Annotated in this window: 16 protein-coding genes; 10 read left to right on the top strand and 6 right to left on the bottom strand. The window is 69.8% G+C overall.

The features are described from left to right. Nucleotides 1-34: 34 nt before the first annotated feature. From V5F49_RS14810 to V5F49_RS14800, 3 genes are read left to right on the top strand one after another with little or no spacing between them, the layout of a single operon-like run. Nucleotides 35-1,405: a sugar porter family MFS transporter gene (locus tag V5F49_RS14810; RefSeq protein ID WP_394117035.1), complete on the top strand. Its 1,371-nt coding sequence runs from the start codon at nucleotides 35-37 to the stop codon at nucleotides 1,403-1,405. Between the two features lie 13 nt (nucleotides 1,406-1,418). Beyond that, complete coding sequence (locus V5F49_RS14805; RefSeq protein WP_394117034.1) at nucleotides 1,419-1,751, top strand: hypothetical protein; 333 nt, start codon at nucleotides 1,419-1,421, stop codon at nucleotides 1,749-1,751. Further along, nucleotides 1,744-3,390 carry a GMC oxidoreductase gene (locus V5F49_RS14800; RefSeq protein ID WP_394117033.1) on the top strand — a complete coding sequence of 549 codons (1,647 nt, stop codon included), beginning with the start codon at nucleotides 1,744-1,746 and terminating at the stop codon, nucleotides 3,388-3,390. The genes V5F49_RS14805 and V5F49_RS14800 overlap by 8 nt, the downstream gene beginning before the upstream one ends. A 167-nt stretch (nucleotides 3,391-3,557) precedes the next feature. Here V5F49_RS14800 and V5F49_RS14795 read toward each other — a convergent pair whose 3' ends face one another. Both V5F49_RS14795 and V5F49_RS14790 read right to left on the bottom strand, forming a co-directional pair. After that, nucleotides 3,558-3,887: a hypothetical protein gene (locus V5F49_RS14795; RefSeq protein WP_394117032.1), complete on the bottom strand. Its 330-nt coding sequence runs from the start codon at nucleotides 3,885-3,887 to the stop codon at nucleotides 3,558-3,560. Between the two features lie 124 nt (nucleotides 3,888-4,011). Next, on the bottom strand, nucleotides 4,012-4,515 hold the full coding sequence (locus V5F49_RS14790; RefSeq protein ID WP_394117031.1) for a VOC family protein: 504 nt from the start codon (nucleotides 4,513-4,515) through the stop codon (nucleotides 4,012-4,014). 253 nt (nucleotides 4,516-4,768) lie between these two features. On the opposite strand from V5F49_RS14790, the gene V5F49_RS14785 reads away from it, so the two are divergent. Beyond that, nucleotides 4,769-5,890, top strand: coding sequence for an NAD(P)-dependent alcohol dehydrogenase (locus V5F49_RS14785; protein WP_394117030.1), 1,122 nt, complete (start codon nucleotides 4,769-4,771; stop codon nucleotides 5,888-5,890). Between the two features lie 119 nt (nucleotides 5,891-6,009). Then, nucleotides 6,010-7,659: a bifunctional aminoglycoside phosphotransferase/ATP-binding protein gene (locus V5F49_RS14780; protein ID WP_394117029.1), complete on the top strand. Its 1,650-nt coding sequence runs from the start codon at nucleotides 6,010-6,012 to the stop codon at nucleotides 7,657-7,659. Nucleotides 7,660-7,669: 10 nt separating this feature from the next. On the opposite strand, the gene V5F49_RS14775 is transcribed toward V5F49_RS14780, so the two are convergent. The 4 genes from V5F49_RS14775 to V5F49_RS14760 form a co-directional block, all read right to left on the bottom strand. Next, nucleotides 7,670-8,077, bottom strand: coding sequence for a hypothetical protein (locus V5F49_RS14775; protein ID WP_394117028.1), 408 nt, complete (start codon nucleotides 8,075-8,077; stop codon nucleotides 7,670-7,672). Nucleotides 8,078-8,160: 83 nt separating this feature from the next. Beyond that, on the bottom strand, nucleotides 8,161-9,213 hold the full coding sequence (gene selD / locus V5F49_RS14770; RefSeq protein WP_394117027.1) for a selenide, water dikinase SelD: 1,053 nt from the start codon (nucleotides 9,211-9,213) through the stop codon (nucleotides 8,161-8,163). 112 nt (nucleotides 9,214-9,325) lie between these two features. Further along, nucleotides 9,326-10,450 carry a transglutaminase-like domain-containing protein gene (locus V5F49_RS14765; RefSeq protein ID WP_394117026.1) on the bottom strand — a complete coding sequence of 375 codons (1,125 nt, stop codon included), beginning with the start codon at nucleotides 10,448-10,450 and terminating at the stop codon, nucleotides 9,326-9,328. A gap of 22 nt (nucleotides 10,451-10,472) precedes the next feature. Next, nucleotides 10,473-11,039, bottom strand: coding sequence for a TlpA family protein disulfide reductase (locus V5F49_RS14760; protein ID WP_394117025.1), 567 nt, complete (start codon nucleotides 11,037-11,039; stop codon nucleotides 10,473-10,475). Between the two features lie 533 nt (nucleotides 11,040-11,572). On the opposite strand from V5F49_RS14760, the gene fdnG reads away from it, so the two are divergent. From fdnG to selA, 5 genes are all read left to right on the top strand, one after another. Then, nucleotides 11,573-14,659, top strand: coding sequence for a formate dehydrogenase-N subunit alpha (gene fdnG, locus V5F49_RS14755; RefSeq protein WP_394117024.1), 3,087 nt, complete (start codon nucleotides 11,573-11,575; stop codon nucleotides 14,657-14,659). Nucleotides 14,660-14,677: 18 nt separating this feature from the next. Beyond that, entirely contained in the window at nucleotides 14,678-15,634 is a 957-nt protein-coding gene (gene fdxH / locus V5F49_RS14750; protein ID WP_394117023.1) for a formate dehydrogenase subunit beta, read from the top strand. Next, nucleotides 15,631-16,326, top strand: a complete 696-nt coding sequence (locus V5F49_RS14745) for a formate dehydrogenase subunit gamma (protein ID WP_394117022.1) — start codon at nucleotides 15,631-15,633, stop codon at nucleotides 16,324-16,326. The genes fdxH and V5F49_RS14745 overlap by 4 nt, the downstream gene beginning before the upstream one ends. Nucleotides 16,327-16,405: 79 nt before the next feature. After that, nucleotides 16,406-17,347 (top strand): formate dehydrogenase accessory protein FdhE, encoded by a 942-nt coding sequence (gene fdhE / locus V5F49_RS14740; RefSeq protein ID WP_394117021.1) that lies wholly within the window; start codon nucleotides 16,406-16,408, stop codon nucleotides 17,345-17,347. Nucleotides 17,348-17,357: 10 nt separating this feature from the next. Beyond that, on the top strand, nucleotides 17,358-18,797 hold the full coding sequence (gene selA, locus V5F49_RS14735; protein ID WP_394117020.1) for an L-seryl-tRNA(Sec) selenium transferase: 1,440 nt from the start codon (nucleotides 17,358-17,360) through the stop codon (nucleotides 18,795-18,797). Nucleotides 18,798-19,003: the final 206 nt, after the last annotated feature.

The raw sequence follows: 19,003 nt of genomic DNA, 5'->3' as shown, positions 1-19,003 counted from the left end.
GCCGGCACACTGCAACGATAAACGGGGGGCGCACGTGATTTACCTCATCGCAGCCATTGCCGGCCTCGCCGGCGCGCTGTTCGGATTCGACGAGGGCGTGATCGCGGGCGCCCTCGGGCCGCTGCGCACCGACCTCGGCATCAATGCGGTGGCCGAGGGCATGATGACCGCGGCGGTGCCGTTCGGCGCCTTCATCGGCGCCATCGTCGCCGGGCGGCTCGCCCCCTCCGCAGGACGCCGCAAGCTGCTGCTCGCGGCCGCCGTGCTGTTCGTCGTGGGCGCGCTGCTGAGCGCGGCCGCGGCCGGACTGTGGACGCTCACCGCCGCCCGGCTCATCATCGGCCTCGGCGTCGGCGTCGCCGCCATGATGGCGCCGCTCTACATCTCCGAATGCGCGCCGGCGGCCCAGCGCGGCATGCTGGTGTCCATCTATCAGCTGGCCATCACCCTCGGCATCCTCGGCGCCTATGTGGTGGGCTACGCCTTCGGCGAATCCTGGCGCTGGATGTTCGCGGTGGGCGCGCTGCCGGCGATCGCGCTGTTCCTCGGCATCTACTTCCTCTCCGACACGCCCCGCTGGCTCGCCATGCGCGGCCGCTCCGACGAGGCCCGCGCCGCCCTCGCCGCCATGCGGGAGAAGCCCGCCACCGACCCGCAGGTGAACGCCGAGTTCGAGGAGATCCGCGGCGCCGCCGCCGAGGACCTCGGCCGCAAGGCCCGCCTCTCCGACCTCGTCACCCCGCGGGTGAAGCCGGCGCTGATCGTCGCCATGGGCCTGTTCCTGCTGCAGCAGCTCTCCGGCATCAATGCGGTGATCTATTACGCCCCGACCGTGTTCGAGCTGTCGGGCTTCAACTCCGCCGCCACCCAGATCCTCGCCACCGCCGGCATCGGCGTGGTCAACGTGCTGATGACGCTGGTGGGCATGGCGCTGATCGACCGGCTCGGCCGTCGCCTCCTGCTGCTGATCGGCTTCGCCGGCACGGCGGTGGCGCTGGGCGTGATCGCCATCGGCGCGGCCACGGGCAGCGAGATGATGGGCAAGCTCGCCCTCGGCGGGCTGGTGCTCTACATCGCCTCCTTCGCCATCGCGATCGGGCCGCTGCCCTGGGTGATGATGTCGGAAGTGTTTCCCCTGGACGTGCGGGCGCTGGGCATGAGCGTCGCCTCGCTGGTCAACTGGGGCTTCAACTTCCTGGTGGTGTTCAGCTTCCCGGTGCTGGTGGCCGAGTTTGGCCTTGCCGGCGTGTTCGGCCTCTATGCCGTGGTGTGCGTGGCGGGCCTCGCCTTCACCCAGTGGCTGGTGCCGGAGACGAGCGGCGTCAGCCTCGAGGAGATCGAGCGTCACCTCGGCAGCGGCCGCCCGCTGCGCGATCTCGGCCGGCTCGCGCCGCGCCATGCCTGAGAAGAGCCCCGCCATGGCCTCGACCACCGACACCGCACCGGCGGCGCCCGCAGCGCCGCTCGATTTCGAGGGGCTGGTGAATGCCCTTCTCCCGCTCGATCCCTACCGCCACGGCCTCGAGCCGCTGGTGGCAGACCTTGCCCGCATCGCCGCGCTGAACGTGCAGCTCAACGCCGCCTTCCGGCGCATCGCCGAGCGCTCCGGCTTCCCGCAGGGCGAGGTCGGCCGCGAGCACCTCGCCGAGGACGCCGAGGCGGTCCACACCTTCTTCGAATATGTCTACTTCGCCTCGCCGGGCTTCCTCGGCTCGGTGGGCGAATGGCCCCTGGGAGGCGCGCGTGGCTGAGGCGTCCCATTGCGACGTGATCGTCGTCGGTACCGGCGCGGGCGGCGGCATCCTCGCCTATGAGCTCGCCAAGGCGGGCCTGACCGTGGTCTCCCTGGAGCAGGGCGGCCAGCTGGTAGATGATTACTTCAAGCGCGTCGACCCGCCCGGCTCCGCGCTCGATTTCGGCATCCGCTCCAACACGGTGTGGCCGGCCGAGCCGCACGACAGCCTGTTCGTCCACCCGTTGTTCGAGAAGGGCGACGACGGCTCCACCGGCTGGCCGGAAGGCGGCTTCCGCCACTACCAGATCGTGGCGGTGAACGGCCTCCAGAACCTGTGGAACGGCGTGAGCGTGCGCTTTTCCGAGCGCGATTTCGCCGACTGGCCGTTCCGCTACGCCGAGCTCGCGCCGCATTATGACGCGGTGGAACAGCGCATCACCGTCTGCGGCACGGCGGAGAACCTGGACGAGCTTCCGGACGGCATCTACGTGCCGCCCAAGCCCCTGCGCCCGGCCGACCGCATGATCGTCGACGCGGTGAACGAGCTCGAGGAGCCGTTCTCCCACGCCATTCCCAACCGCAAGGCCATCGACACCCGGCCCGACAGCCCGCAGGCCTGCAAGTCCACCGGCATCTGCACCTCCGGCTGCCCCACCGGCGCGGTCTACAAGTTCACGGCCCGGCTCCTGCCGGAAATCGCGCACCTGCCGAACTACGAGCTGCGCACCGGCGCCAAGGTGACGCGCCTGCTGCGCGAGCCCGGCACGCGGCGGGTGCTCGGCGTCGAATATCGCGACATGGCCACCGGCGAGGCGCGCCTGCTCACCGCCGATCAGGTGGTGCTCGCCACCGGCGCGGTGGAAAGCCCGCGCATCCTCTTCAACTCGGCGGACGACCTCGCGCCCGAAGGCATGGGCAACGCCTTCGGCCAGCTCGGCCTGAGGCTGCAGGACAATCCCAAGTCGGTGCTCTCCACCTCGCTCTGGCGGCTGTGGGGCAAGCACCGGGACTATGACATCGGCTACGGCGACCTGCTGATCCTCCTGTCGCGCGGCCAGATGCCGGACGGCGCGGAGTTCCCCTTCATCGGCCACGCCATCCACGGCGTGCCGGACGTGCCCCACTATCTCGCCGGCATGAAGCGCTTCCCGCCCTTCATGAAGGAGCGCCTCGCGCGGTTCATGTTCCACAGCTACGTCACGCTCGGCCTGTTCTGCGCCGGCGATCCGAACCCGGCCAACCGGGTGCGCCCGGCCGCCACCACGGACCGCTTCGGCATGCGCCACGTGACGGTGGACTTCTCGTCCTCCGACAAGGCGGACGCCATGATGGACGCCATGGAGGCCTGGGGCCGCAAGGTGCTGCGCCACGCCGGCGCCACCTCCATCTACGCCTCGCGCGACAATTCGGGCACCGGCATCCATTATGCCGGCACCACCGCCATCTCGGCGGACCCGGGCAAGGGCGTGGTGGATGCGAACCTGCGCTGCCACGACCTCGACAACGTCTATGTCTGCGATGGCGGCGTGATCCCCGTCCTGCCGGACAAGCACCTCACCCTCACCATCATGGCCATGGCCCACCGGCTCGCCGGCCACCTGGTGGAGAAGACGCGCGCCGGCACCGCGACCGATCGCCAGCCGGCTCACGCCTGAACCGGCGCGGACGAGCGGGCACAGGTGAACGCGCAGAGGTGAATGCGCGCGGGTGGTCCAGCACAAACGAAGTGGCGCAGCTGAGCCGGCGCAGCTGAACCGGCGCAGCTGAACCGGCACAAGCGTTCGCGCCCCGGCGGCTGCAAGCCGGCCGGGACGGAAGCATGTCACGCCCCCTTGGGCGCGGCCGTTGCCATCACCGCGCCGATGAAGCCGGTGATGCGCGCGAACGCGGAGCGCGAGACCTCATTGGCCCGCATCAGCGCCTCGACGCAGCCGTCCATGTCCTGCTCGGTATGGGCGGAGAGCGCCACCACCAGCTCGTTCTGGCCGATGGCGAGATTGCGCAGGGCCAGCAGCAGGTTGTCGAGATCGCCGCGGGTGAGCGCAAGCGCGAGCGGCGCATCCTCCGGCAGGCTGGCCCAGCGCTCCAGCGCGGCGGGCGACAGATGCGGTGTCCCGGCGCCTTCCGGCACCGGCTGCGATGGTTCGGTCATGAAATCCCCGTCGGCCCGAGGGCCCTGAAATGTCCGCGCGAAGGCGGGCTGGATGAAACCGGCTGCAACAGCCGGCCCCATCCTACACCCGGACGGGGCTCTGCGGCATGCAGGCGGCGTCCCCTCAGCCAGCGGCGGCCCTCTCCAGAGCGGCGATATCCAGTTTGGTCATGGCGAGCATCGCCTCCATCACCCGCGCGGCGGTGGCGGGGTCGGCATCGGTGAGGAGGCCCGGCATGACAGCGGGCACGATCTGCCAGCACAGGCCCCAGCGGTCGCGCAGCCAGCCGCAACATTCCGCCACGCCGCCGTCCGCCAGAAGGCCGGCCCACAGGCGGTCCACCTCCGCCTGGTCGGCGCACTCGACGCTGAGGGAGACGGCGTGGGTGTATTCCATCGCCTGGCCGCCGTTGAGCGCGAGGAAGCGCTGGCCGGCAAGCGTGAACTCCACCAGCAGCACCGAGCCGGCGGGGCCGGAGCGGCTCTCCACCACGTTGGGATGCACGTGGACGATGGCGCTGTCGGGAAACAGCGACACGTAGAAGCGCGCGGCATCCTCCGCATCGCCGTCGAACCACAGGCAGGGCGAGATCCTCGCCGCGATGTTGGGCTGGGACAATCGGGCCATGGCCACCTCCATGCCCCAAGGACGCACCCGCGTGGCCCATGCCGACAGTCCGCCGCGAACTTCCTGCGTCCGCCGCAAAGCGACACGAAAGCGTCTCATGGCCGGGCAAGACTGTGCTGCGCCGAACGCCCCGGCGTCCGGGACGACGCGGCCCGGTTGAGCGGGGTCAATGCCGCCGCCCGGCACGAGGCCGAAAGATCGGTCCATGGCCGCCGCCCCGCCCGTGCGCCGGCCCACACAGGAAGGAAACGCCATGACGGATACTTTCGCCCCCGCCGCCGTCGAGCGCCATCGCCCCGGTCGGGCGAAGATGAAGGCGGCCATCTTCGTGGAGAACGGCCGGATCGTCCTCGACGAGAAGCCGATCCCGGATGTGGGCCCCCTCGACGCGCTCATCCGCGTCACCACCACCACCATCTGCGGCACGGATGTCCATATCCTCAAGGGCGAGTATCCGGTCGCGAAGGGCCTCACCATCGGCCACGAGCCGGTGGGCATCATCGAGAAGCTGGGCTCGGCGGTGGAGGGTTTCGCGGAAGGCCAGCGCGTCATCGCCGGCGCCATCACGCCCTCCGGCTATTCCAACGCCTGCCTGTGCGGCTGCAGCTCGCAGGACGGGCCGCGCATGAAGCATGGCTTCAAGCCCATGGGCGGCTGGCGCTTCGGCAACACCATCGATGGCGCGCAGGCGGAATATCTGGTGGTGCCGGACGCGATGACCAACCTCGCCCCTGTGCCGGACCTGCTCAGCGACGAGCAGGTGCTCATGTGCCCGGACATCATGTCCACCGGCTTCGCCGGTGCGGAGAGCGGGAAGGTGAAGATCGGCGACACGGTGGCGGTGTTCGCGCAGGGGCCCATCGGCCTGTGCGCCACCGCCGGCGCGAAGCTGATGGGCGCCACCCGCATCATCGCCGTGGACCGCGTGCCCGCACGCCTCGAGGTCGCCCGCGCCATGGGCGCCGACACGGTGGTGGATTTCTCCAGGGTCGATCCGGTGGAGGAGATCCTGCGCCTCACCGACGGGCGCGGCGTGGACGTGGCCATCGAGGCGCTCGGCCGGCAGGAGACGTTCGAGGCCGCCCTGCGGGTGCTGCGGCCCGGCGGCACACTCTCCTCCCTCGGGGTCTATTCCTCGGACCTGCGGATCCCGCTCGACGCCTTCTCGGCGGGGCTCGGCGACAACGCCATCGTCACGTCCCTGTGCCCCGGCGGCAAGGAGCGCATGCGCCGGCTCATGGATGTGGTGGCCTCCGGCCGGGTGGATGCGCGCGCCCTCGTCACCCACCGCTTCAGGCTGGACGACATCGAGGCCGCCTACGATCTGTTCGCCAACCAGCGCGACGGCGTGCTGAAGGTGGCCATCACGCCCTGACGTGGGGTCTCGCGGCACGAGCGGCGGTTCCCTTCGCCGGCCATCGCCCTAAGATCGTCCGGCCCCGGCACCCCGCCGGGGCTTCTTCCATGCTCGCGCCCGAGGACGTTTGGCCGGCGATGACCGCTCCCGATGATCGCGCCGTTTCCCCGGGAGCCTCCCCGGCGCCGGCCCCCCGACCGAACGGGGGCGACCATGTGGTGGCCGACCAGAGCGCCGTCTTCGCCTTCCTTGCCGATCCCGCCACCCACGGCCTCGTTGAGGAGGTGACGCGCATCGACACCCACGGCGCCGCCGTCTTCCTCGCCGGCCCCCTCGCCTACAAGGTGAAGCGCGCCGTCTTCTTCCCTTTCATGGACTTTTCCACGCTGGAGAAGCGCCGCACAGCCTGCGCCGCCGAGGTGGAGATCTCTGGCGCAGGGGCGCCGGGGCTCTATCTCGGCGTGGTGCCCATCGTGCGCACGCCGCAGGGCCTGGCGCTGGGCGGCGACGGCCCGGCGGTGGAGTATGCGGTGAAGATGCGCCGCTTCGATCCCGACCAGACCCTGGACCGGATCGCCGAGCGCGGCGGCTTCACGCCCGAGCTGACGAAAGCCGTCGCCGCGACGGTGGTGGCGGCCCACGCCGCCGCGCCGGTGCGGCGGGGCTTCGATGCGCCCGGCGCGCTCGGCGCCTATCTGGAAGACAACATCGCCGAATTCTCCGCCCGGCCGGACCTGTTCCCGGCCGAGGACGTCGAGCGGCTGGCGACCGTCTCCCGCGCGGCGCTGGCGCGCGTCCGCCCGCTGCTCGCCGCACGCTCCGAAGCCGGCTTCGTGCGGCGCTGCCATGGCGACATGCACCTGCGCAACATCGCGCTCATCGACGGCAGGCCGGTGCTGTTCGACGCCATCGAGTTCAACGACGAGATCGCCACCTGCGACGTGCTCTATGACCTCGCCTTTCTCCTCATGGATCTGTGGCAGAGAGACCTGACGACCGCGGCGAACGCCATCTTCAACCGCTATCTCTGGGCGCGCGAGGACGCCGAGCTGGACGGGCTCAAAGCGCTGCCGCTCTTCCTCAGCCTGCGCGCCGGTATCCGGGCGAAGGTGGAGGCGGCGGGACTGGCGCATCTCAAGGGAGAGCAGCGGGCGCAGGCGGAGCGACGGGTGCGCGATGAGTTCGCGCATGCGCTGCGCTTTGCCGACGTCGAGGCGCCTGCGACCAACACCGTGGCTTCGCTCTCAGGAACCACGGTATGGAAGACGGCTGGTCCGCCCCGCCCGGCGCTCTGCGCAGTGGGTGGTCTGTCCGGCAGCGGAAAGAGCACCTGGGCGGCAAAGATGGCGTCCGGGCTCGGGCTCGCCCCCGGAGCGGTGGTGCTGCGCTCGGATATCGAGCGCAAGCGCCTCTCCGGCGCAGCTGAAACCGAAAAGCTGCCGCCCGAGGCTTATACGGCGGAGGCAAGCGCGCGGGTCTATGACCGGCTCCGCGCCCTCGCGCGCCGCGTGCTCGCCACGGGACACAGCGTCATCGTCGATGCCGTCCATGCGCGGCCGGAGGAGCGCGACGCCATCGAGGCGGTGGCGCAGGCGGCAGATGCGCGGTTCTACGGTGTGTGGCTGGACGCGCCGGAGGGGGAGCTGATGCGCCGGGTGGAGGCGCGCACCGGCGATGCATCCGACGCCGATGCGCGCGTGGTGCGCCGGCAGCTCGCCTACGATCTCGGCGAGATAAGGTGGCGCAGGCCAGAGCCCGGCATCATCGCCGAGGCCGGGCGCCCCTAGCGGCGCGCCTTTAGCAGCGCGCCTGAGGCTCCGGCTTCGGGTCGGCGCCGGTCACGACCTCCGGCTGGCGGTCGGGCGAAGCCGGTGTGCCCGACTGGGGAGTGAGGCCGGTGTAGGAGCCGCCGGTGCCGCCGGTCCAGGCGGTGGAGCCCTCGCTGCCCGGCCGGGTTCCGGAATCCGCCCCCCGCGCCGGGGGCGTGGCCGGCTCGTGGGGCGGCTGGTCGCATGCGCCCGTCGTCGCCGGCGGGGACGCGCCCTGCGCGAAGGTGGGCGCGGGCACGGCGGAGGCCATCAGGAACATCAGCCCGCCGACGAGGGCGGATGCGCACAGATGCGTGGCGCCCGGAGAGGGCAGCACGAGAACACGCCGTGCGCGGGGCGCCGTCCCGTGAGCAGTCTCAGGCAGATTCGCAGGCATGGCCGTTCTCCTTTCACCGGGAGAACGACCCGCCGGGCGGCGCGGTTCCTCGATTCGTGAACGGCGCGGCCGCGGCGGCGGCCTCAGGCCTCGATCCGCACCCGCCCCGGGCCGGCTTCCGCGAAGCCGATCCGCGCGGCGGCCGGATAGCCGGCGGCGTGGATGGCGGCGAGCAGCCGGTCGGCCTCGGCGGGATCGCAGGCCACCAGCAGGCCGCCGGAGGTCTGCGGATCGGTGAGCAGGTGGCGCTGCCAGTCCTGAAGGCCCTCGGGCAGGTCCACCTCATGGCCGTAGCTCGCCCAGTTGCGGTGCGAGGCGCCGGTGACGAAGCCGGCCCGCGCCAGCGCCTCCGCCTCGGCCAGCACCGGCAGCGCGGAGAGGGACAGGCGCAGCGTGAGGCCGGAGCCGCGCGCCATCTCCAGCCCGTGGCCGAGGATGCCGAAGCCGGTCACGTCAGTCATGGCGTGCACCGCAGCCTCGCGGCCGAGATCCGCCCCCACCCGGTTGAGCCGCGTGACGGAGGCGATCATCTCGTCATAGGCGGCGGGCGAGAGCGCCTCCTTCTTGAAGGCGGCGGAATAGAGCCCCACGCCCAGCGCCTTGGTGAGGATGAGCGCATCGCCCGCCCGCGCCGTGGAATTGCGGCGGATACGCGCCTTCGGCGCGGAGCCGATGACGGCGAGGCCGTAGACCGGCTCGGGGCAATCGATGGAATGGCCGCCGGCCACGGGAATCCCCGCCTCCGTGCAGATGGCCTGCCCGCCGGCGAGGATGGCGCGGACGGTCTCGGTGTCGATCTTGCCGAGTGGCATGCCGAGGATGGCGAGCGCCATCAGCGGCGTGCCGCCCATGGCATAGACATCCGAGATGGCATTGGTGGCGGCGATGCGGCCGAAATGGTCCGGGTCGTCCACCATGGGCATGAAGAAATCGGTGGTGGCGATGATGGCCGTCTGCCCGTCCAGGTCCCACGCGGCGGCGTCGTCGCCGGTCTCGGTGCCCACCAGCAGGCGGGCGAAGGGTCCGGCCCCGGCCTGCCCGGCCAGCAGCTCCTGCAGCACGGAGGGCGCGAGCTTGCAGCCGCATCCCCCGCCGTGGGCGAGGCTGGTGAGGCGAACCTTCGGCACGTCGAGCATGGGTTTCATTCCATCCCTGTTTCGTTTCACACCACCGCCGGGGCGATGCCCCCGCCGTGCGCGCCACCCCGCAGCACGGCGGCGGGGGCCACCCGCCCCGACCGGCGAGGGGTCAGACCGCGATCTCGGAGGCCCGGATCACATACTTGAAATTGTCCGGGTCGAGGCAGTCGAGGAGGCCGCGCGCGGTGGCCGCCTGCGGATACATGAGGAAGCCGAGGTGCGGCCCGTCGAAGCCCGGCAATACCACGTCGTGCGCGGTATTGAAGGCGAACCAGTTGCCCTCCCACGAGCCGAACAGGGCCTTGCGCGCCGCCACCACCTTGGGGTCGTCGAGCGCGAGCTTGCCCGGCGGCTCCTCCAGAACCACCTTGCGCACGTCGGCCGGGTCCATGGGCACCCAGCCGAAATCGGAGAGGAACACCTCGGCCCGGCAGTGCTGGGCCTTGGTGACGATCTCCGCATTGGCGCCGAGGCTCTTGTAGCCGAAGCGCGAGGGCACCACGCGCAGCCCGTAGACATCGCGGGCGGGAATGCCCTGCGCCCGCACCAGGCCCACGAACAGGGCGTTGAGGTCGGCGCACTTGCCGCCAAGGTCGCCGCTCTTCAGCAGCGCCGCGATGTCGCCGATGCCGCAGCCGCGGGTGGCGGGATTGCGATAGGTGTTCTCGACGATCCACTGGAAGATCGCGCCCACCTTGTCGAGCTCGCCCGCCTTGCCGGCGACGATGCGGTCGGAGGTCTCCCGGACGATGCCGGTGGTGGGGATGAGGTCGGTGGCGGCGGTGTTGCGCTGGCGCTCCTCGGCGGACAGCGGCGCCGGCTTGCCGGGACGGGTGAGGTCCACCGCCCAGTCGCGGGTGGTGGCGCGGCTGGTCAGCTCGACCTTCGGCGCGGCCTCGCCCTCGGCGAACTCCAGATGCAGCATCTCGGCGCCGGACCTCTGGTCGCGCACGATCTTCGCGCTGCGGGCGTTGGTGGTCCAGGTGTTTTCGCCGGGCTTGAACCAGTCGGGATTGGTGAAGGAGGCCACCGGCAGCCAGGCCTGCACGCGGCCCTCCGGCTTCAGGATCTCCACCGTGGTGACGATCTGGAAGCTGCGCCACTGGCCCACCTGCGGCGCGAACACGGCCGGCGCGGCGGCGCCGGCGGCACCCTGCGCGAATGCCGCGCGGGGCAGCATCGCGGCGGTGGCGGCGAAGGCGCCGGCCTTCAGCAGGTCACGTCGGCTGGTCATGATCTCGTTCCTCCTCTTTTGGTTATCGGATGGCGACGGGAGCCGGGGTGCCGGCGGCGCCATGGGCGCGGCCGATGGCGTCGATGAGGGCGTCGTTCGCCCGGTCGTCCCACGCCACCTCGCCGTCCAGGGCAAGGCGGGCGCGGCCGTCGACGACGACGAAGGTGGCGGGCAGAAGGCTGACGTCGAAGGCGCGGGCCACCGCCCGGTCGGCGTCGAGCAGCACGACGCCCGGGGCCGGGGCGGACGCGAAGAAGCGCCGCACCCGATCCTCCGGCTCGGCCACGTCCACCAGCACCACCGGCATGCGCGGGCGGCGCGCGGCGAAACGGGCGAGGGCGGGCAGCTCCCGCTTGCAGGGGGCGCACCATGTGGCGAAGAAGTGCACGACCTCCACGCCCTCTCCGCCGACGGCGGCGCGGGGCGGCCCCTCCAGCGCGCGCAGGGGGGCGCGGGCCGCGGCCGGAAGGGCCGCCGGAGCGGAGGTGCCGACCGGGGCGAGCAGGCGCGGCGGCGCCAGCTCCTCCCCCGCCGCCGGCATGGCTGCGGCGAGGCCGGCGAGATGGCCGGCAAGCAGCATGGCCGCCATCGGGTGGCGCCGCCGCGGGCGGCGATCGGGCCGCCGCGCGTCCGCAGCCGCGAGTCGCACCGCGCTACCGCCTTTAAAACGAATAGAAAAAGCCGGCCACTGCGCGCCCCGGCCCGGCTCAAGCCGGCCGTGCCGCCCGCACTGTTCTTTCGGGAGGAAAGATGAAATGTGCTGTCCGCCCCGAACCTCGGGAGCCGTGCCGATTTTCACCCTCGCAGAGTGCGACGATGCGCAGGGCCGGTCAACGCTCAATTATGTGACGCCCAGCTGTTTTGCATCGCACAACAGGCGCTCGACGTGCGATTGCGAAAGACGGCCCGACGCCTCGGCGTCCGCACCTTCCCTCCACTGCATCGCAGCACGGCCAGCCCGCTGAAATTCTCGTGCAAACACGGCAAGTTGCTCCAACGTAAATTGACATCCTTCCAGTTCCAAAATACGGTCCACAGCATCCGGAAATCCGGCATCGGGTACCTGCGAACGGGGCCCGCAACAGTCCCCGGTCAGGGGCAAGCGATCGGAGGCTTCCTTCGATGAACATGGAGCTCACGCGCCGCCAGTTCCTGAGAACGGCGGGCGCGGGCGTGGCGGGAACGACGCTGGGAGCGATGGGCTTCGGTGCCATCGAGGAGGCCTACGCCTCCACCATCCGGCCATTCCGTCTCGTCAACACCACGGAAGTCCGCAACACCTGCACCTATTGCTCGGTGGCCTGCGGCATCCTGATCTTTGCCAAGGGCAACCTCGCCAAGGGCGAAAAGGCGGACATCACCCACATCGAGGGTGACACCGACCACCCGACCAACCGCGGGACGCTCTGCCCGAAGGGCGCGGCCCTGCTCGACATCGTGAAGTCCGAAACGCGCCTCAACTATCCGATGGTCCGGCGCGCGGGCTCCGACAAGTTCGAGAAGATTTCGTGGGACGAGGCGCTCGACAAGATCGCCCGGGCGATGAAGGACGACCGCGACGCCAATTTCATCGCCAAGAACAAGGACGGCGTGACCGTGAACCGGTGGACCACCACCGGCTTCCTCGCCGCCTCGGCGACCACCAACGAAACCGCATGGTGCACGTACAAGGCTGTACGCAGCACCGGCATGCTTGTGTTCGACAATCAGGCGCGGGTTTGACACGGCCCCACGGTGTCCAGTTTGGGCCCAACTTTTGGCCGTGGCGCGATGACCAATTCGTGGACCGACATCCGGAACACGGACCTGGTCGTCATCATGGGCGGCAACGCCGCTGAAGCGCATCCGTGCGGATTCAAATGGGTGACGGAGGCGAAAGCCACCCGTGGCGCCAAGCTCGTTGTCGTGGACCCGCGCTTCACGCGCTCGGCCGCGGTGGCGGACTATTACGCGCCCATCCGCCAGGGAAGCGACATCGCCTTCCTCAACGGCGTCATCAACTATTGCATCTCCAACGACAAGGTTCAGTGGGAGTATGTGAAGGCGTTCACCAACGCCGCCTACATCGTCAAGGAAGGCTTCGCCTACCAGGACGGGCTCTTCACCGGCTATGATGCTGAGAAGCGCGACTACAACCGCTCCACCTGGGACTATGAGATCGGTCCCGACGGCTATGCGGTGGTGGACGAGACGCTGCAGAATCCGCGCTGCGTGTGGAACCTCCTGAAGGCGCACGTCGCCCAGTACACGCCCGAACTGGTCGAGCGCATCACCGGCACGCCGAAGGACAAGTTCCTCAAGGTGGCGTCGATGATCGCGGAGTGCTCGTCTCCCACCAAGACGATGACCTCCATGTACGCGCTTGGCTGGACCCAGCATTCCAAGGGATCGCAGAACATCCGCACCATGGCGATGCTGCAGCTGATCCTTGGGAATATCGGCGTGCGCGGCGGCGGCATGAATGCGTTGCGCGGCCACTCCAACATCCAGGGGCTGACCGACGTCGGGCTCATGTCCAACATGATCCCCGGCTACCTCACCCTGCCGACGGAGCGCGAGCCGGACTTCAACGCCTACATGTCGACCCGCGGCTTCAAGCCGCTGCGTCCCAACCAGATGAGCTACTGGCAGAACTACCGGAAGTTCTTCGTCTCGTTCCAGAAGGCCATGTGGGGTGCCACGGCCACGGCGGAGAACAACTGGGCGTTCGACTTCCTGCCCAAGCTCGACGTGCCGGCCTACGACATCCTGCGCGCGTTCGAGCTGATGAAGCAGGGCAAGATGAACGTCTACATCTGCCAGGGCTTCAACCCGATGCAGGCGTTCCCCAACCGGGCCAAGCTCACCGAGGCGCTCTCCAAGCTGAAGCTCCTCGTGGTCATGGACCCGCTCCAGACCGAGACCGCCCGCTTCTGGGAGAACCACGGGGTCTACAATCCCGTGGACACGGCGAAGATCCAGACCGAGGTGATCCAGCTTCCCACCACCTGCTTCGCGGAGGACGAGGGCTCGCTGGTCAATTCGGGACGCTGGATCCAGTGGCACTGGCCGGCCGGCTCGCCTCCGGGCGAGGCGCGGACCGACGTCGCCATCATGTCGGGCATCCACCTGCGGCTGAAGGAGCTGTATCGCAAGGAAGGCGGCGCCTTCCCCGATCCGATCCTCAACCTGACCTGGAACTACAAGGACCCGCACGAGCCCACGCCGGTCGAGCTCACCAAGGAGCTCAACGGCTATGTGCTCGCCGACGTGACCGATCCCAACGACCCCACCAAGAAGATCCTCGAGGCCGGCAAGCAGGTGGCGACGTTCGGCGTCCTGCGCGACGACGGCACCACCGCCTGCGCCAACTGGATCTATGCCGGCTCCTACACCGAGGCCGGCAACATGATGGCCCGCCGGGACAATTCAGACCCCGACAGTACCGGCGCCTATCTGAAATGGTCGTTCGCCTGGCCGGCGAACCGCCGCATCCTCTACAACCGCGCCTCCTGCGACATCGACGGCAAGCCGTGGGACCCCACGCGCAAGCTGATCGAGTGGGACGGGTCGAAATGGACGGGCTACGACGTGCCCGACATCGCCCCCACCGCGAAGCCGCAGGACGTGGGCCCGTTCATCATGAACCCGGAAGGCGTCTCGCGCCTGTTCGCCCGGGGCATGATGCGGGAGGGCCCGTTCCCGGTGCACTACGAGCCGTTCGAGAGCCCGGTCGCCAACCTCATCGCCCCCAAGATCCGGGGCAATCCGGTGGCGCGCGTGTTCAAGGACGACTTCGCCCAGTTCGCCGAGACGGCCTCCAAGGAGTTCCCCTACGCGGCGACCTCCTACCGGCTCACCGAGCACTTCCACTACTGGACCAAGAACAACCACGTGAATGCGGTGCTCCAGCCCGAATTCTTCGTGGAGATCTCCGAGGAGCTGGCGAAGGAGAAGAACATCCAGAATGCCGGCTGGGTCCGGGTGTGGTCGAAGCGCGGGTCGGTGTTCGCCAAGGCCTACGTGACGAAACGCATCCGCCCGCTGATGGTGGACGGCAAGCCCACCCATATCGTGGGCATCCCCATCCACTGGGGCTTCGTCGGCGCGGCGAAGAAGGGCTTCCCAGCGAACGTGCTCACCCCGTTCGTGGGTGACGCGAACATCGAGACGCCCGAGTTCAAGGCGTTCCTCGTGAACATCGAGCCCTCCACCGGGCCGGTGGCGTGACGGAGAGGAGAAAGACCCATGTTTCCTCCGATCCCGAACCCCTCCACCGCCCCGGTCGCGCCGAAGTTCGGCGCGGCCGACCTCCACCGCCGTTCGGCTTCGACGCTCAAGGCGCCGGAGCCGCTCAAGGACGAGGTGGCCAAGCTCATCGACGTGTCCAAGTGCATCGGCTGCAAGGCCTGCCAGGCGGCGTGCCTCGAATGGAACGAGCTCCATGAGGAGATCGGCACCTTCAACGGCACCTACACCAACCCGCCGGACCTGACGCCGAACTCGCTCACGCTCATGCGCTTCACCGAGTGGGTGAACCCCGAGACCGACAATCTCGAATGGCTCATCCGCAAGGACGGCTGCATGCACTGCGCCGATCCGGGCTGCCTGAAGGCCTGCCCGGCGCCCGGCGCCATCGTGCAGTATTCCAACGGCATCGTGGACTTCGACCACGACAAGTGCATCGGCTGCGGCTACTGCGTGAAGGGGTGCCCCTTCAACATTCCCCGCATCTCCAAGGTCGACAACAAGGCCTACAAGTGCACCTTGTGCTCCGACCGCGTGGCCGTGGGCCAGGGTCCCGCCTGCCAGAAGGCGTGCCCCACCCAGGCCATCGTCTTCGGCACCAAGGCGCAGATGAAGGAGTGGGCGCAGGGCCGCATCACGGACCTGAAGTCCCGCGGCTTCAAGAACGCCGGCCTGTATGATCCGCCGGGCGTCGGCGGCACGCACGTGATGTACGTGCTGCCCCACGCCGACAAGCCCTCCATCTATGCGGGCCTGCCGGACAATCCGCGCATCAGCCCCATCGTGGAGGCCTGGAAGGGCGTCACCAAATATGTGGGCCTCGGCGTCATGGGCTTTGCCGCCCTCGCCGGCGCGCTGCACTATCTGGTGAACGGCGCCAACCGGGTGACCCCGGAGGATGAGGCCAACGCCGAGAAGCTCGCGGGCGACAGGCAGGCGAACGGAGGCCGGTCATGAGCAACGCGCCTTATGACGTGGAAGCCGGCGATGCCGTCCATCCCGGCAAGCCGGTGCATGTGGACCGCTACACGGTGGGCGCCCGGATCAACCACTGGATCACGGCCATCAGCCTGATCCTGCTGGCGATCTCGGGCCTCGCCCTGTTCCACCCCAGCCTGTTCTTCCTCACCGGCCTGTTCGGCGGGGGGCAGATGACGCGCACCATCCATCCGTGGATCGGCGTGGTGCTGTTCTTCTCCTTCACCGGCATGTTCCTGAGGTTCTGGAAGGCCAACCTGTGGAAGAGCGAGGACGGCACCTGGATGCGCCGCATCCGGGACGTGATCGCCGGCCATGAGGAGAAGCTTCCCGAGCTCGGCAAGTACAATGCCGGGCAGAAGATGGTCTTCTGGGGCATGTCCCTCCTCATCCTGGTGCTGATCGGCTCGGGGCTGGTGATCTGGAACGCCTATTTCTCCAGCTTCACCAGCATCGAGCAGCAGCGCGTGGCGCTGCTCGTCCATGCGATGGCGGCGGTGGCGATCATCTGCGTGTGGATCGTCCACGTCTATGCCGCCATCTGGGTGAAGGGCACCATCAGCGCCATGACCAACGGCCAGGTCACGGGCGGCTGGGCCTGGCGGCACCACCGGAAGTGGCTCCGCGAGCTCGTGTCCTCACGGGGCTCGCGCGGGACTCCCGCCGAGTAACCCACTATGATGTCGTCCCGGCCGCGCCCTCCCGCGGCCGGGCATTTTCCACGTGACCCGTGAGGTTCGTGAGGTTCCCATGTCGCGTACCGCCGGCCCGTCCGGACCTGTCCTGCCCGATCCTTCCGTGCTCGAGGGCGTCGTCGCCCCGGCCTTCGTGCATCTGCCGGATCCGTCCGCCCTGTTCGCGCGGCGCGCGGCTCGGTTCGATCATCTGGCGAAGGGCCACCCGCTCGGCCCCTACCTCACCTTTCTCGGCGCCCTCGCCCGCGCGCAGCAGGTCGCGGCGGACGCCGCTGCCGCGCCCGAGCCGCCGGATGCGGAGGCTCTGGAGCGCGCCCGCGCCCATGCCATGCCGCCCCTCGACCGCGGCCATTTCACCGCCGACGCGGCGTTCGACGCCACATTCGACCGGCTGCTCGTGGAAGCCGCCGCCATCCCGAAGCCGGCGGCCGCGCATGAGGCGCTCGCCCGCCTGACCGCCGCCTCCGCGGTGGCGCGCGACGAGATGGTGCGGAACGTGCTGGCCGATTCCATTCCGGTGGAGAGCCTTGCCGCGCATTTGTATGTGGCGGCGGCGCTGCAGGTTCAGTTCGCCCGCCTCGCGGCCCGGCTCGACCCTGAACGCCTCGTGCCGGTGGGCGATGGCGTCTGCCCCTGCTGCGGCGGACCGCCGGTGGCGAGCCTGATCGTGGATTGGCCGGCCGCCCATGGCGCGCGCTATTGCGTGTGCTCGCTCTGCTCTACCTTGTGGAATTTCGTGCGGGTGCGCTGCACCGCCTGCGGCTCCACCGGCGGCATCGCCTATCAGGAATTGGAGGGCGAGGGCGCTGGCGTTCCCGGCGCCATCAAGGCCGAGACCTGCGACAGCTGCCATTCCTACGCCAAGGTGATGTATCTGGCGAAGGACGAGGGGATCGATCCGGTGGCGGACGACGTGGCGAGCCTCGGTCTCGACCTGAAGCAGAAGGACGGGCCCTACCGGCGCTCCGCCTTCAACCCCGTCCTGCTCGGCTTCTGAGGGGGCGGCCATGTCGTCCCTTCCCCGCGACGCCGGGAGCGAAGCCCCGTCGGGCGCGCTGCGCCTTCTGCCTTCGGTGGATGCGGTTCTGAAGACCGAGGCCGCCCGCGCCGCGCTGGAGCGCCACGGCCGCCAGTCCGCCACGGATGCAGTGCGCGAGGCGCTGGAGGAGCGCCGCGCCGCCCTGCGCGCCGGTGCCCGCGCGGCCGCGTCCGCGGAGGAGATCGCCGCCGCCGCCCTCGCCCGGCTCGATGCGGCGGCGACGCCCAGCCTGCGGCCGGTCTTCAACCTCACCGGCACGGTGCTGCACACCAACCTCGGCCGCGCCGTGTTCGCGGAGGAGGCGGTGGAGGCGGCGGTCAAGGCCATGCGCAGCGCGGTGGCGCTGGAATACGACCTCGGCGGCGGGCGACGGGGCGAGCGCGACGACCATGTGCGCGGCCTGATCTGCGAGCTGACGGGGGCGGAGGATGCCACCCTCGTCAACAACAACGCCGCCGCCGTCCTCATCGTCCTGAACACGCTGGCCCAGGGCCGGCCGGCCATCGTCTCGCGCGGCGAACTGATCGAGATCGGCGGCGCCTTCCGCATGCCGGAGATCATGCGCCGCGCCGGCGCGCTGCTGCATGAGGTGGGCACCACCAACCGCACCCACCCGCGCGATTATGCGGAAGCCATCACCCCCGAGACCGGGGTGATCCTGAAGGTGCATACCTCCAACTACCGCATCGAGGGCTTCACCAAGGAGGTGGGCGCGCGCGAGCTTGCCGCCATCGCCGCGGCGGGCGGCGTGCCGCTGGTGAACGACCTCGGCTCCGGCACCCTCGCCGATCTCTCCCGCTACGGCCTCGTCCATGAGCCGACCGTGCGCGAGGCGGTGGCGGAGGGGGCGGATATCGTCACCTTCTCCGGCGACAAGCTCCTGGGCGGGCCGCAGGCCGGCTTCATCGTCGGCCGGCGCGAGCTGATCGCCCGCATCAACAAGAATCCTATGAAGCGCGCGCTGCGCGTGGACAAGGTGCGGCTCGCCGCCGTGGAGGCGACGCTTCGCCTCTACCGCGACCCGGACCGCCTGGCCGAACGCCTGCCCACCCTGCGCTTCCTCACCCGCACGCCGGAGGATCTTTCCGCGCAGGCGGCCCGGCTGATGCCGGAACTCGCCGCGCGGATCGGGCGTTCCTACACCGTGGGCATTGTCGCCTGCGCCAGCCAGATCGGCTCCGGCGCCCTGCCGCTGGAGACGCTCACGGGCGTCGGCCTCGCCATCCGGGCGAGCGATGGCGGGGGCGGCGCGCTGCTCCGGCTGGCGGATGCGCTGCGCAGATTGCCGATTCCCGTGATCGGCCGCATTGACGGCAACGCTCTTGTGCTCGATCTGAGATGCCTTGAGGACGAAGCGGCGTTTCTTGCGTCCGTGACCGCTTTGGAGGGGGCTCATGAGCTGGCTTGACCGACTGAAGGGCAAGGGGGGAGCGGCCGAGGACGGCCCGCAGGCCGAAGGCGAGGGCGCCGAGGCGCGGCCCGTCGGCCAGTCCCCTGCCGCGCGCGGCCCGGAAGCGGATGCCGGCCCGGACCTCGACGCGCTCCTGAACGACATCGCCAACGGGCTCGCTGTCGGCCAGCCCCTGGCTGAGCCGGACCCCGCTCCGCGCCGCC

The organism is Xanthobacter lutulentifluminis, from assembly GCF_043194675.2.
Lineage (GTDB): Bacteria > Pseudomonadota > Alphaproteobacteria > Rhizobiales > Xanthobacteraceae > Xanthobacter.
Note: the sequence above shows the minus strand (reverse complement) of the source record. Positions and strands in the feature narration are given on the sequence as shown.